Source organism: Spongiibacter marinus, assembly GCF_016906995.1.
In the GTDB taxonomy this organism is placed as follows: Bacteria; Pseudomonadota; Gammaproteobacteria; order Pseudomonadales; family Spongiibacteraceae; genus Spongiibacter; species Spongiibacter marinus.
On record NZ_JAFBBD010000002.1, the window covers coordinates 254,576 to 267,980 of the forward strand.

The window sequence follows — 13,405 nt, forward strand, 5'->3', positions numbered from 1 at the left end:
GGTGAGGTGAGGGGGCGCGGGAGGCGTTTCCGCCAGATACAAAAAACCCCACCGAAGTGGGGTTTTGCAACACGCAGTGTCGCGGGGATTAGGCTGCGAAGTTAGCGGCAGCAAATTCCCAGTTCACCAAGTTCCAGAAGCCTTCAAGGTACTTGGGACGCGCATTGCGGTAGTCGATGTAGTAGGCGTGCTCCCAAACATCGGCGGTGAACAATGGCGTTTGACCGTCGCGAGCGATAGGGGTGTCAGCGTCGTCGGTGTTAACGATTTCCAGGCTGCCATCGCTGTTTTTTACCAGCCAGGTCCAGCCAGAGCCGAAGTTGCCGACCGCGCTAGCGTTAAAAGCGGCTTTGAACTCGTCGAAGGAGCCAAACTTAGCGTCGATGGCTGCTGCCAGCTCGCCAGTGGGTGCGCCGCCGCCATTGGGGCTCAGGCTGTTCCAGTAGAAAGTGTGGTTCCAAACCTGGGCTGCTTGGTTGAACAGGCCGCCACTTGCCGATTTGATGATTTCTTCCAGTGACTTGCCTTCGTTGTCGGTACCGGCCGTCAGTTCGTTCAGCTTGGTCACGTAGGCGTTGTGGTGTTTGCCGTGATGAAAGTCCAGAGTCTCCGCTGAAATGTGGGGCTCAAGTGCGTTTTTGTCGTAAGGCAGTGCAGGTAATTCAAAAGCCATGTGGGTCTCTCCTGACGTTTAGTGGGTGTTTACGGTGTCGAGGGCGTATTTTCGCCCGCGTTATCTCTACGGTGTTGGACGCCGATCTGTGCCGGAGTTCCAATAACTTAATTTATGTCCAGCGCCAGCCGCCAAGGTCTTGCCAGCGGTTAACGATCTGGCAAAACAATTCTGCGGTTTTTTCCGCGTCGTACGCGGCGCTGTGCGCTTCATTGTTGTCAAACTCAATATCGGCCAGTTGGCAGGCCCGGGCCAGTACTGTGTGTCCGTATGCCAGGCCTGACAAGCTAGCCGTATCCATCACCGAAAACGGGTGGAAAGGGTTGCGTTTTATGCCGCAGCGGTTAATCGCGGCCATTACAAACCCCAGGTCAAAGTGGGCGTTGTGTCCCACCAGTACTGCGCGTGTGCAGTCGTGGGCTTTAACTTGCTGACGGATTTTCTTCAGCAGCTCGCCCATCACAGTGACTTCTTTTTCGGCTTGTCGGTCAGGGTGATGGGGGTCGATACCGGTAAATTCAAGGGCGGCGGTCTCTAAATTCGCGCCTTCGAAGGGTTCGATGTTGTAGCTGAGTGTCTCATCGGGCTCGAGGTTGCCCGCGTCATCCATTCTTAGCAGGGTGGCAGCAATTTCCAAGATACCGTCGGTGTGACAATTGAAACCGCCGGTTTCAACGTCAATAACGACAGGCAGAAACCCGCGAAATCGCTGTGCAATCAAGCTTTTATCGCCATTCATTACTTAAGCTACCTGCCAGCGCAGGGTTTCTCCGGCGCGGAGCGGACGTACCGTATCGTCCCCCAATGGCAGTGCCTCAGGGGCTTGCCAGTCGGCTTTTTGTAAGGTGATTTGATCCTGGTTGCGGGGTAGACCATAGAAGTCCGGGCCGTGGAAGCTTGCAAAGGCCTCTAGCTTATCCAGTGCACCGGCTGCCTCGAACGCTTCCGCGTACATCTCTATGGCCGCGTAGGCGGTATAGCAACCGGCACAGCCGCAATCGGCCTCTTTGCGATGGCGGCCGTGGGGGGCGGAGTCGGTGCCGAGGAAAAATTTCGGGCTGCCCGAGGTTGCCGCCGCAATAAGCGCCTGTTGGTGGCGGTTGCGCTTCAAAATGGGCAAGCAGTAATAGTGCGGGCGAATGCCGCCGGCAAGCATGTCGTTGCGATTGTAGAGCAAATGGTGGGCGGTAATTGTTGCGGCGACGTTCTCGCCGGCATTGGCGACGAATTCGGCGGCATCGGCGGTGGTAATGTGCTCCAGAACGACTTTCAGCGAGGGAAAGGCGGCGACAATACGTTTGAGGTGGCGCTCTATAAATTCTGCTTCGCGGTCGAAGATGTCGATATCGGCATCGGTGACTTCGCCATGGACCAGCAGTGGCATACCCTGCTTCGCCATTTCATCCAGCACCGGCCACAGGCCATCGACGTCGGTGACGCCAGCGTCGGAGTTGGTTGTGGCGCCCGCGGGATATAGCTTCGCCGCATAAACCAGGCCAGATGCCTTGGCCTCGGCAATATCGGCTGGCTGGGTACGGTCTGTAAGGTAGAGCACCATTAGTGGGGTGAAGCTCGCTCGCTCGGCAGGTATCGCTGCGAGAATGCGCTCGTGATAGGCGCGTGCTTCATCGAGCTTGCGAACCGGCGGGGTAAGATTCGGCATCACAATGGCGCGGCCAAAATAGCGGCTCGCGTCACTAACTGTCTGTGTCAGGGCATCGCCATCGCGCAGGTGGATATGCCAATCATCGGGGCGGGTAATGTGCAGGGTTTGCATGCTTGAGCCTGTGCTGTGTAGAGCCGAAATGCTACAGGATTCAGGGGCTTGATTAAAGTCACTGCGGGGCAACAGCGCTTTGTTTTGCGTGTGCTTCGCGCTCTGTGGCACTCTAGATAGCAGATTAGTAGCGGTAGCGAGTTCAGTGATCAATTCCCTTAGTCTTATTGGTATGCCCGCCTGTGGTAAGTCCACGCTTGGGCGGCATATAGCCCGGCGCACCGGGTTGAGGTTTGTGGATGGCGATCGGCTTATCGAGCAGCGTGAAGGCCAGACACTGGCGCAGTTGCTAGCGCAAAGAGGGTATTTAGGCCTGCGTGAAGCCGAGGAGCGTGCATTATTGGCGGAGGATTTTTCCGGGGTGGTGCTCGCAACCGGCGGAAGCGCCGTATACAGCCAGCCGGTGATGAAGAAACTGCACCGTCTGGGGCCTGTGGTCTTTATTGATGTTACAGAGAGCGAACTGGCCAAGCGGCTGGGGAATTTTGCCGAGCGCGGCGTTGCCTGTGCACCGGGAACAGATTTATCGGCCCTTTACGCCGAACGCCAGCCCTTATATGAACGCGAGGCCGATGTGCGCGTGGCGGCGCTGGACCGGGGCGAGCAGCAGCTGGCGGAAGAAATTTTGCTGGCAGCGGCCGAATGGCAACAACGCCAGAGCGACACCAAAGAATAAGGAGGGGCGGATGCCCATCAAGCGACATACCTGTATTGAAATATGCAAGGAAGATCTGAAGTTTTCCGGCGCCCACTTTACTATCTTTTCGGCGACCGACCGCGAGCGGCTGCACGGCCATAATTTTCGGGTTAGCCTCGACCTGACCGCGGAGGTGGGTGAGGACGGTATGTGCTTTAGCTATGTGGAGATTAAAAAACGTCTGCGCAAGCTGTGCGCAGAGTTAGATGAGTACACGCTGCTGCCCGCGCAGTCGCCGTATATGCGGGTTGAGGAACAGGGCAAGTACTATCGCGCCGAATTTAACGGTGAGGAATTGCTGTTTTTAAAGGCCGACACCTTACTGCTGCCATTGCGCAACACCACGGTTGAAGAGTTTGCTCGCTATGTGCTGGAGCGCCTGCTCGACGACGCCCCTTTCATTGATGGCAATGAGATCAGCGAGTTGGTGATGAAGGTTTCCTCGGGCCCGGGTCAGTGGGGCTCTGCAAGCTGGACTCGCGATTGATTCGGCGACTGTGAATGGAAAGGTATTGTGAATAAATTAGTAGTAATCAGTGGTGGAAGCCAGGGCATAGGCCGCGCGACAGTGGAGCGCTTTTTGGCGGAAGGGTACCGGGTAATCAACCTGTCGCGGCGGTCGCTGGACATTGAGGGCGTTCTCCAGTTGTCGGTGGACATGGGGCGCATCGATTGGCTAGAGGGTATGGCCGCGGAGGCGCTCAGTATTGCTGCAGAAAGTGCCGACGAAATCGTGTTGATCCACAATGCTGCGCGGCAAGACAGCGATACCGTTGCCACGCTAGCCGCCGAGAATTTTGCCGCGGTACTGCAGATCAATTTGGTCGCTCCGCAGCAGCTCAATGCCGTGCTGATTCCCTATATGAAACCGGGGTCATCAATTTTGTATGTGGGGTCAACCCTCGCTGAAAAAGCCGTGCGCGGCTGCGCTTCCTACGTGGCCAGTAAACATGGTCTGGTGGGGCTGATGCGAGCAACGGTGCAGGACTTGGCCGGCACCGGTATCCACAGTGCCTGTGTTTGTCCCGGTTTTACCGATACCGCCATGCTGCGCGGGCACATCAACAACGACCCAGAGGTGATTGCCGCAATCACCGCCAATGTGTCGGCTGGGCGCTTGATAGATCCACAAGAAATCGCCGATACCTTGTATTTTTGTGCGCGCTCTCCGGTGATTAGTGGCGCGGTAATCCATGCCAATCTCGGTCAAATAGAACACTAGCATTCCTCCGCCCGCAGTAAATTTTACTGCGGCACTTTCCCTGCGTTTTTACGGTCTACACTAGTTGTAGGCCGAGCGTTTTCCCAAGCACTCTATTGGCACATGCACTAGCCACACTTCGGTAATCGCGTAGTCTTTTTTTGTGGATCGAAGTAGATGATCTCTGCGTAGCAGAGTAGAGTGAAGACGCATACACATGAAACTGTCGTCGCGCTACATCGCGAGTGGAATGTCAGCGACGTGGCGTTAACGCAGAAAGGAGATTGCACCGATGGGTATCCTTGATAACGTCCGCGAGCAATATCTGAAGGCGAAGGACGAGGAGATGTCATTGACTGACTACCTCGAGCTTTGCCGCAGCGATCCGCTTGCTTACGCCACCCCGGCTGAGCGAATGCTGGCAGCCATTGGCGAGCCAGAACTTGTAGATACCCGCAGTGACCCTCGGCTTTCACGAATTTTTTCCAATCGGTTGATTGCCCGCTATCCAGCCTTTGAAGAGTTTTACGGCATGGAAGATGTGATCGCGCAGATCGTCGCATTTTTCAAACATGCCGCGCAGGGCCTGGAAGAACGCAAACAGGTGCTATATCTGCTTGGCCCGGTAGGCGGTGGTAAATCGTCGATCGCCGAGCGGCTGAAAAAATTGATGGAAGCCTACCCGATCTACGCCTTGAAAGGCTCGCCCATTAACGAGTCGCCGCTGTCGTTGTTTGACCCCCAGCGCGACGGTAAGCAGCTTGAAGAAGAGTACGGTATTCCCGAACGCTATCTCAGTGGCCTCGCGTCACCGTGGGCGATCAAGCGTCTGGACGAGTATGAAGGCGACCTTAGCCAGTTCCGCGTTGTGCGTATTCAGCCCTCAGTGTTAAAGCAAGTGGCGATTACCAAAACCGAGCCAGGCGATGAGAACAATCAGGACATTTCCACTCTGGTCGGCAAGGTGGACATTCGCAAGCTCGAGAGCTACGCGCAAGACGATCCCGATGCCTATTCCTACTCTGGCGGCCTGTGCCTGGCGAATCAGGGCATGCTTGAGTTTGTCGAGATGTTCAAAGCGCCTATCAAAATGCTGCATCCCCTGCTGACGGCGACGCAAGAAGGAAACTACAAGGGCACCGAGGGCTTCTCCGCCATTCCCTTTCAGGGCGTAATACTTGCTCACTCCAACGAATCCGAGTGGCAGAGCTTTCGCAACAACAAGCACAATGAGGCATTTCTCGACCGGGTATACATCGTCAAAGTGCCCTACTGTTTGCAGGTGTCAGAAGAGGTAAAAATTTACCAGAAGCTGCTGCGCCACAGCTCCCTGGCCGATGCGCCATGTGCACCGGGAACGCTGGAAATGCTCGCGCAGTTCTCGGTTTTGACGCGCCTTGGCGAGCCGGAGAACTCCAGCATTTATTCCAAAATGCGTGTTTACGACGGTGAGTCACTGAAAGACACCGACCCGGCGGCGAAGTCCTTCCAGGAGTACCGCGACTATGCCGGTATTGATGAGGGCATGACCGGGATGTCAACGCGCTTTGCTTTCAAGGTACTGTCGGCGGTATTTAACTACGACAACGCCGAGATAGCGGCTAACCCCGTGCACCTCATGTATGTGCTTGAGCAGCGCATTATGCGCGAGCAGCTGCCTGAGGATGTGCAGCGTACCTACCTAGAATTTATCAAGGGCTGGCTCGCAGTGCGCTACGCTGAATACGTGGGTAAAGAAATTCAAACGGCCTATCTCGAATCATATTCAGAGTACGGTCAGAACATTTTTGACCGCTACGTGACCTTTGCGGATTACTGGATTCAGGACGAAGATTACCGAGATCCGGAAACCGGCGCGATCTTCGACCGTGCCACCTTAAACGGTGAACTGGAGAAAATTGAAAAACCCGCCGGGATCGCTAATCCGAAAGATTTCCGCAATGAAATCGTTAACTTTGTGCTGCGTGCTCGCGCTCAAAATGAGGGCCGCAACCCGAACTGGACGAGCTATGAAAAACTGCGCGAAGTGATAGAGAAGAAAATGTTCTCCAGCACTGAAGAGCTGCTGCCGGTCATTTCCTTTAATGCCAAAGCCTCCGATGAGGACCAGAAAAAGCACGAAAACTTTGTTACCCGCATGGTCGAGAAGGGCTACACACCCAAGCAAGTACGTTTGTTGTCAGAGTGGTATCTGCGCGTACGCAAAGCTGGCTAGTTAACACTGCCACGTCGAAAGCAAGGTGCGAATATGTCGATGATTATTGACCGCCGCCTGAACGACCGCAACAAAAATGCGACGAACCGCGCGCGGTTCATCAGGCGATATAAATCCCAGCTTAAGCGCTCTGTGGCAGACGTTGTCGCCGAGCGCTCCATCACCGATATGGGGCGCGGTGGCGAGGTGGGAATCCCGGTAAAAGATATTTCCGAACCGAAGTTCCGTATTGGCCAGGGTGGCGACCGGGAGATGGTTCACCCAGGCAACCACAGTTTCTCCCCCGGAGATCGCATCGCTAAACCCCAAGGTGGCGGCGAAGGCGAGGGCGGGGACGGCCAGGGTGAAGGCGGTGAGGGACAGGATAACTTTATGTTTACCCTGTCAAAAGAGGAGTTTATGAACCTCTTTTTCGACGACCTGGAACTGCCACGTTTAGCGCGTAATGTGCTGGGTGACGCTAAACAATTCACTTTTCGTCGCGCGGGTTATACCCCGTCGGGGGTGCCGTCTAACTTGTCGGTGCGACGCAGCCTGCAAAATGCCATGGCCAGGAAGATCGCACTGGCGGCACCGCTGAAACGAGAACTGCGTGAGCTTGAGGAAAGGGGTGCTGATCCACAAGAAATTCAAGACTTAAAAGACCGCATTGATCGCATTCCCTTTTTGGATGAGTACGACCTCCGCTTCCGGCATAAAGTTAAGGAGCCCAAGCCAATTAGTCGCGCGGTTATGTTTTGTTTGATGGATGTGTCGGCGTCGATGTCGGAACAAAAAAAGGACCTGGCCAAGCGCTTTTTTACTTTGCTGTATTTGTTCCTCAATCGAAAATATGAACATGTCGAGCTGGTATTTATTCGGCATACGTCAAACGCCGAAGAAGTTGACGAACACGCGTTTTTTCACGACCCGCAAACCGGCGGTACGGTGGTGATGTCGGCGCTTAATTTGGCCGAAGACATCATTCAAGATCGCTATGCGCCAGACCAGTGGAATATATACGGCGCGCAGGTGTCAGATGGCGACGCCTTTGGCAGCGATCCGCAACGCAGCGCGGCTAAGTTGCGCGACGATATTTTGCCGCACTGTCGCTACTACGCCTACGTAGAGGTGCCGGACAATGCCAGTAGCATCACGCCGCTGGGTGCCGCCTACAGCCAAATCCACAGTGAAAACTTTGCGGTCGCCAAAGTAATGGGGCGGCGCGATGTCTATCCCGTACTGCGGGAATTATTCCAGCGGGAGGCGGCGTGAGCGAGACGGTGAAAGACCGCGTATTGTCCCGGGGCGGCGACTGGGATTTTGATCTGCTGCGCAGCTACGACCGCGAGATAGCGAGCATCGCCAAAGAGTTTGGCTTGGACACTTACCCTAATCAAATTGAGGTGATTGCCTCTGAGCAAATGCTCGATGCTTACGCGTCCGTGGGCTTGCCTATCAGCTACACCCACTGGAGTTACGGCAAGGAATTTATTCGTAACGAAGAAGCCTATCGCCGCGGAATGCGTGGCTTGGCTTATGAGCTGGTGATTAATTCTGACCCCTGCATTGCCTATTTGATGGAAGACAATAGTATGCCGATGCAGGCCTTAGTCATTGCCCATGCCTGCTATGGACACAATTCCTTTTTTAAGGGGAATTACCTGTTTAAGCAGTGGACCAGCGCCGATGCGATTGTTGATTACATGGTATTTGCTCGTAAGTATATTTTTGAGTGCGAGCAAAAATATGGCATTGATCGTGTGGAGGAAACCCTCGATGCCTGTCATGCCTTGATGGATCATGGCGTGGACCGCTACCACCGGCCCTCACCACTTTCAGCGCAGGATGAATTGCGTCGTCAGCACGAGCGCGCGGAGCATGCGCGCAAGCAGTTTGATGATATTTGGCGAACATTGCCGCGCAAAGAAAAGCAGGGCGATGACGATGCCCCCGCTGAGGCAGCAAATTTTCCCCCTGAGCCTCAGGAAAACTTGCTGTACTTTATCGAAAAATATTCACCCACCCTGGAAACGTGGCAGCGTGAGATCGTTCGAATCGTGCGTAAGCTGGCGCAGTATTTCTACCCGCAGGGTATGACTAAGGTGATGAACGAGGGGTGGGCGACGTTTTGGCACTATACCTTGCTCAACACCCTGTACGACCGCGGTTTGGTTGATGACGGCTTTATGTTCGAGATTCTTCAGTCTCATACCAATGTGGTCATGCAACCGGGCTTTGATCACCCCGCGTACAGCGGCATTAACCCCTACGCCCTCGGCTTTGCCATGTTCCGCGACTTGCGCCGTATCTGCGAGTCGCCGGATGCTGAGGACCGCGCCTGGTTTCCCGATATTGCGGGGCGAGATTGGCGCGAAGTGCTTGATTTTGCGATGCGTAACTACAAAGACGAGTCGTTCATCGCGCAGTATTTGTCGCCAAAATTAATCCGCGAGTTCCACCTTTTTGCCATAGCAGATCAAGCGAAAAACGACTTTGTCGAGGTGGCGGCAATTCACAATGACGAGGGCTACCGTGACGTCCGGCGCCTGCTATCACGGCAATACAATCGCGATATTTTGGTGCCGGACATCCAGGTACTTCGCTATGAGCACATGGGCGACCGCTCGCTGCTGCTGCGATACACCCGGCTGCGCGACAGACCGCTTACCGACGATGCCAAAGAAGTGCTGAAGCATTTATCTAAGCTATGGGGCTTTACGGTCAGCATGGAAGTGTTTGACGAGCGCGAGGGCGTTGTCGATCGCATCGATGTCAACCCAGCGCGCTAGGGCCTAGCAGCAAGTGCTAATTAGCGGCCGCTGAACTCGGGCTTGGTTTTATCAAAAAATGCATTTACCGCCACCATGTGATCCTCTGTTTGGTGGCACTGGGCCTGAACATCGGCGCAAACGCTCAGGAAATCGTCCAGCTCCTGGCGTTGTGCAAGCTTCATTAGACGTTTGGTTTGCCTAAGTGCTTGTGGCGGCTTGCTGGCATAGGTGTTTGCATAGCCTTGGGCGCAGGACAAGAGTGTGTCGTCTGAGACCTTTTCCAATAACAGGCCCAGAGCGAGTGCTTCGTCTGCCTCAATAATACGTCCGCTAAAGCTCAACTCGGCGGCACGTTGGTAGCCCACTAAACGCTGCAGAAACCAGGCCCCGCCGTCACCGGGAATGATCCCCAAATTGATGAAGGTTTCACCAAAGCGGGTACTGTTACAACCGATACGCAGATCGCACATACAGGCGAGGTCAAAGCCAGCGCCGACCGCAGCGCCATTTACCGCAGCGATGGTAACCACCTCGGCGTTGTGCATTGTTCTTGAGATGCGTTGAATGCCGTTGCGATAGCTGGCGCTGATCTCAGCGGGGTTGCCGCCAAACATACCTTGCTTGTCGCGCATTTCCTTTACATTGCCGCCAGCACTAAAGGCGCGGCCTTCACCAGTGAGAATTAAGCAGGAGATAGCGGGGTTTTGATTTGCCCAAGTGACGGTATCGCAGATGTCGTCGATGAGCGCGCTGCCCGTTAGGGCGTTGCGGATGTCGTCGCGCTGGAAACACAATAGTGCGACTCGCCCGTCCACGGTCAAGGTTGCATCGCGCAGCGTTGGCATGGCCATTTGGTTTTCTCCCTCGTTTACGTCGCGGCAATTATGCCATAGCGGCCGCCATCGATAGCAGTGTGTTCACACCGGTAGCGAAACACCTTTTACCTTGCCTGCGTATACCTAGTCGGAGGTGACCTATGACGAAATGTGAATTTGACGACCTGAATCATTACCCTGTATCTGAGATCGAGGTGCATTCTCTCGATGGCGGTATGTATGTACTTTCGGCGATTATTGACGGCGGAAGTTTCCCGGTCTATGAGCGCGGCAAGAGAATGGTAACGCGGGACATAACTAGCCTGCGAAGACGCCTGGCCGACTGCCGTTGCCAAACGTTTTTTCTAATTCAGCGCAGTGCCTATGACGAAATGCTGGGCCAGCCAGTTAAGAGTGAAGAGACGGAAATGCGTATCGCGATAGCGCCGCTCAGCGACGAGCATTTAATTTAAGGCGGTGTGAAGACGGCTGCCGCATTAGCGGCAGCTCTGGCTTAGAAACTCATTTCGCGTGCTTGGGTCACTTTTAAAACTGCCACCCAGGGCAGTGGTTTGTGTACGTGAGTTAGTGTCCATGACGCCGCGACTTTTCACGCAGTAGTGAATCGCATCGATGGTAACGGCAACATCTTCCGTTTCCAGCAGTGTTTGCAGAGCGACCAACACTTGTTGGGTAAGGCGCTCTTGCACCTGCGGCCGTTGTGCAAAGAAACGCACAATACGGTTAATCTTCGACAGTCCAATCACCTTCTCGCCGGGAATATAGGCGACTGTGGCTTCGCCATCGATAGTAACGAAGTGGTGCTCGCAGGTGCTTGTTACGCTAACGCCACTAACCTTTACCATTTCTTCGACACGCATTTTGTTGTCGATATTGGTGATTTTGGGGAAGTTGTTGTAATCCAAGCCACAAAAAATTTCATCTACATACATTTTCGCAATCCGCGATGGGGTTTCTTCAAGGCTGTCATCACTGAGATCGAGGCCGAGGGTTTCCATAACACCCAGCATCAAGTCGGCGATCCGCTGCTTTTTTTGGTCGTCATTCAGTGAGCTTTGGGGGCGCATCGGTGTTTCTAGGCCCGCTTCCAGTAATGCGCTGTGTACGGCATTGGCTTCCTTGGAAATCATGTTTTTGTCTCGTGTTGTTTTTCATCGTTTACGCAATTTACAGATATTTGGTTTCCTGACCGGTAAATCAAGTTAGTGCTCGCCTCGGTCGATTTGTGTCTCAGCCGCAAGCCGCAGTATTTGCGCCTACACTGGTAAGAGGATGGAAAAAGGTGAGGCGAAAAGATGGCCGAACAGAGCGAGCACTGGGCAGCAAACAGTGCTGACTACCAAAGAGCATGCTTGCTGGGCGGGGCGGTAGGTGACGCGCTGGGCGCCCCGGTGCAGTTCTTTAGTCTCGACGATATTGTGCAGCAGTACGGAAAGCGGGGCGTACTCGACTATATGCCGGCCTACGGAAGGAAGGGAGCGGTCACTGACGACACGCAACGCCTTATGTTCACCGCCGAAGGCATACTCCGCTACCGCGTGGCGAGCGCGAGAGGCGAGCAGCCAGATTTGCGAAGTTTTATTCATCGCGCGGACTTACGTTGGCTATCCACGCAGACCACAACCACCACAGGGCAGCAGCGCAGTTTCTTATTGGCAGAGCGCGGGCTCTACAGTCAGCGAGCAGCGCGCGATAGCTTTCTGGCGGTGTTAAGTAAAAGTCAGCAGGGCGGCGTAACGGCTGACAACCAATACCAGTTCGGTGCCGGTTTGAGCCGAATTGCGCCCCTTGCTGTGCACTTCGTTAGTGATACGCGCAAATTCTGGGGAGAGGCGCTGCGTGCTGAAATGTTCTCACTCAGCGCCGATATCAGCGCCCTCAGCGATGGCCACGTTAATGGTCGTTTAACCGGCGGCGCGCTGGGCATACTGTTGCTTGGCTTGTTGTATGGTCACCCGCCTGAGGCGTGCCTGGCGCGGATCGACGAGCAGCTGCGCCCCAACAAGGACAGCCAAGCCTTGCGCCGAGCTATCGATCATGCCGTTGAGTTGGCCAATGCCCAGCCAAACTCGGCCAGTGCCGCAGAATCCCTCTGTGGCGACTCTATGGCCCTGGACGTGTTTTCCGTTGCCTTGTACTCACTGCTGTGCGCCGAGGACTTTGCCTCTGGTCTGGTGCTGTCGGTTAATCACAGTGGTTTAAGTGACAGCTGCGGCGCGTTAGCGGGGCAGCTATTGGGTGCCTGGCGCGGCCTCGATGATATTCCGCAGCATTGGCTACAAGACCTTGAGCATAAAGCGCTGCTAGACTGCTTGGCAGCGGACTTTTTGAAGTCCCCCGAAGACCCGCTAATGAAGCAACGTTATGGTGGTTAATTAAGGGAAGGGCGCTCTTTGACTCAAATTGACTTGTCGTCGTTACAACACCCTGTTTTAGAAAAGAAACTCTACCGTCAGCGGCGCGACCAACTCCAGCTCGATCTAATGGCTTTGCAGCTGCAATTATACCGAAGCCGACGCCGTGCAATACTCGTGGTGGAGGGCCCGGATGCGGCGGGAAAAGGGGGCTTTTTGCGACGTGCCCTGCGGTATATGGACCCCCGAGGGGTGCGGGTCCATGCCATTGGGCCCCCGGATGCCATAGAGGCGGGTCAGCACTACCTGCAGCGATTTTGGCGGCGCCTGCCCACCTCCGGACAATTGTGTGTATTCGACCGCTCTTGGTACGGGCGTATTCTGGTGGAACATGTCGAGCACGGATACAACGAGCGGGAGCGTGCGTGTCGCGAGATCGCCGAATTTGAAAGGATGTTAGTTGACGACCAGATTATGGTGGTTAAGGTGCTGTTTTACATCGATAAAGAAACGCAGCGCAATCGTCTGTTGACCCGTTTGGAAAGCCCGGAGAAACACTGGAAAATCACCGATGCTGACCTGAATAGCTTTCCGTTTCATCATCAGTATTGCCAGGCCTATGAGTACATGTTGAAGCAGTGCTCCCAGCCGGTACCGTGGCAGCTTGTTGCGGCGAACGACAAGTACCATGCCCGGGTTGCCGGTATGGAGGCCCTGAGTGAGCAGTGGCGTCAGCACCTCGGAGAGCCGGCACACCCGCAGGCCAACGCGGCCTTTGTCGCAAGGGCTCGGCGCGTGCTGGAGCGACGACGGGAAGACAGCGCCGATTGAATTCAAGGCGTTGTTATTGTGAGCGTTATCGCGCTGATTCTTACCAATATCGGTAGAAGGCTAGGGGC

At 54.9% G+C, this 13,405-nt stretch carries 14 protein-coding genes; 9 read left to right on the forward strand and 5 right to left on the reverse strand.

Annotation, left to right across the window (positions count from 1 at the left end; translation table 11 throughout):
• Positions 1–88: 88 nt before the first annotated feature.
• The 3 genes from HNR64_RS03715 to pyrC all read right to left on the reverse strand — a co-directional run bounded on the left by HNR64_RS03715 (position 89) and on the right by pyrC (position 2,450).
• The gene (locus HNR64_RS03715) at positions 89–673 is read right to left on the reverse strand and encodes a superoxide dismutase (protein ID WP_027874454.1); all 585 of its coding nucleotides are present in this window, start codon (positions 671–673) and stop codon (positions 89–91) included.
• Between the two features lie 112 nt (positions 674–785).
• Complete coding sequence (rnt, locus tag HNR64_RS03720) at positions 786–1,412, reverse strand: ribonuclease T (RefSeq protein WP_204995202.1); 627 nt, start codon at positions 1,410–1,412, stop codon at positions 786–788.
• Positions 1,413–1,415: 3 nt separating this feature from the next.
• Complete coding sequence (gene pyrC, locus HNR64_RS03725) at positions 1,416–2,450, reverse strand: dihydroorotase (RefSeq protein WP_204995203.1); 1,035 nt, start codon at positions 2,448–2,450, stop codon at positions 1,416–1,418.
• A 145-nt stretch (positions 2,451–2,595) separates the two neighbouring features.
• Between pyrC and HNR64_RS03730 the strand changes: the two genes are divergently transcribed.
• From HNR64_RS03730 to HNR64_RS03755, 6 genes are all read left to right on the forward strand, one after another.
• A complete protein-coding gene (locus HNR64_RS03730) occupies positions 2,596–3,126 on the forward strand; it encodes a shikimate kinase (protein WP_204995204.1) in 531 nt (176 codons plus the stop codon).
• 10 nt (positions 3,127–3,136) lie between these two features.
• Positions 3,137–3,634: a 6-pyruvoyl trahydropterin synthase family protein gene (locus tag HNR64_RS03735; protein ID WP_036256633.1), complete on the forward strand. Its 498-nt coding sequence runs from the start codon at positions 3,137–3,139 to the stop codon at positions 3,632–3,634.
• A 27-nt stretch (positions 3,635–3,661) separates the two neighbouring features.
• The gene (locus tag HNR64_RS03740) at positions 3,662–4,369 is read left to right on the forward strand and encodes an SDR family NAD(P)-dependent oxidoreductase (RefSeq protein ID WP_204995205.1); all 708 of its coding nucleotides are present in this window, start codon (positions 3,662–3,664) and stop codon (positions 4,367–4,369) included.
• Positions 4,370–4,640: 271 nt separating this feature from the next.
• Positions 4,641–6,563, forward strand: a complete 1,923-nt coding sequence (locus HNR64_RS03745; RefSeq protein ID WP_204995206.1) for a PrkA family serine protein kinase — start codon at positions 4,641–4,643, stop codon at positions 6,561–6,563.
• Between the two features lie 33 nt (positions 6,564–6,596).
• A complete protein-coding gene (locus tag HNR64_RS03750) occupies positions 6,597–7,817 on the forward strand; it encodes a YeaH/YhbH family protein (protein ID WP_204995207.1) in 1,221 nt (406 codons plus the stop codon).
• Positions 7,814–9,334: a SpoVR family protein gene (locus HNR64_RS03755; RefSeq protein WP_204995208.1), complete on the forward strand. Its 1,521-nt coding sequence runs from the start codon at positions 7,814–7,816 to the stop codon at positions 9,332–9,334. Before HNR64_RS03750 ends, HNR64_RS03755 begins: the two co-directional genes overlap by 4 nt.
• 20 nt (positions 9,335–9,354) lie before the next feature.
• On the opposite strand, the gene HNR64_RS03760 is transcribed toward HNR64_RS03755, so the two are convergent.
• Positions 9,355–10,167 carry an enoyl-CoA hydratase-related protein gene (locus HNR64_RS03760; RefSeq protein ID WP_204995209.1) on the reverse strand — a complete coding sequence of 271 codons (813 nt, stop codon included), beginning with the start codon at positions 10,165–10,167 and terminating at the stop codon, positions 9,355–9,357.
• Positions 10,168–10,292: 125 nt separating this feature from the next.
• Between HNR64_RS03760 and HNR64_RS03765 the strand changes: the two genes are divergently transcribed.
• A complete protein-coding gene (locus HNR64_RS03765; protein ID WP_204995210.1) occupies positions 10,293–10,604 on the forward strand; it encodes a DUF6482 family protein in 312 nt (103 codons plus the stop codon).
• A 24-nt stretch (positions 10,605–10,628) separates the two neighbouring features.
• On the opposite strand, the gene folE is transcribed toward HNR64_RS03765, so the two are convergent.
• A complete protein-coding gene (gene folE / locus HNR64_RS03770; RefSeq protein ID WP_204995211.1) occupies positions 10,629–11,282 on the reverse strand; it encodes a GTP cyclohydrolase I FolE in 654 nt (217 codons plus the stop codon).
• Positions 11,283–11,447: 165 nt separating this feature from the next.
• Between folE and HNR64_RS03775 the strand changes: the two genes are divergently transcribed.
• Both HNR64_RS03775 and HNR64_RS03780 read left to right on the forward strand, forming a co-directional pair.
• On the forward strand, positions 11,448–12,527 hold the full coding sequence (locus tag HNR64_RS03775) for an ADP-ribosylglycohydrolase family protein (protein WP_204995212.1): 1,080 nt from the start codon (positions 11,448–11,450) through the stop codon (positions 12,525–12,527).
• 18 nt (positions 12,528–12,545) lie between these two features.
• Positions 12,546–13,337, forward strand: coding sequence for a polyphosphate kinase 2 family protein (locus tag HNR64_RS03780; RefSeq protein ID WP_204995213.1), 792 nt, complete (start codon positions 12,546–12,548; stop codon positions 13,335–13,337).
• Positions 13,338–13,405: the final 68 nt, after the last annotated feature.

Coding starts and splice junctions, on each gene's coding strand:
- HNR64_RS03715 (WP_027874454.1), bottom strand. CDS start 673: ATGGCTTTTGAATTACCTGCACTGCCTTACGACAAAAACGCACTTGAG.
- rnt (WP_204995202.1), bottom strand. CDS start 1,412: ATGAATGGCGATAAAAGCTTGATTGCACAGCGATTTCGCGGGTTTCTG.
- pyrC (WP_204995203.1), bottom strand. CDS start 2,450: ATGCAAACCCTGCACATTACCCGCCCCGATGATTGGCATATCCACCTG.
- HNR64_RS03735 (WP_036256633.1), top strand. CDS start 3,137: ATGCCCATCAAGCGACATACCTGTATTGAAATATGCAAGGAAGATCTG.
- HNR64_RS03745 (WP_204995206.1), top strand. CDS start 4,641: ATGGGTATCCTTGATAACGTCCGCGAGCAATATCTGAAGGCGAAGGAC.
- HNR64_RS03750 (WP_204995207.1), top strand. CDS start 6,597: ATGTCGATGATTATTGACCGCCGCCTGAACGACCGCAACAAAAATGCG.
- HNR64_RS03760 (WP_204995209.1), bottom strand. CDS start 10,167: ATGGCCATGCCAACGCTGCGCGATGCAACCTTGACCGTGGACGGGCGA.
- HNR64_RS03765 (WP_204995210.1), top strand. CDS start 10,293: ATGACGAAATGTGAATTTGACGACCTGAATCATTACCCTGTATCTGAG.
- folE (WP_204995211.1), bottom strand. CDS start 11,282: ATGATTTCCAAGGAAGCCAATGCCGTACACAGCGCATTACTGGAAGCG.
- HNR64_RS03775 (WP_204995212.1), top strand. CDS start 11,448: ATGGCCGAACAGAGCGAGCACTGGGCAGCAAACAGTGCTGACTACCAA.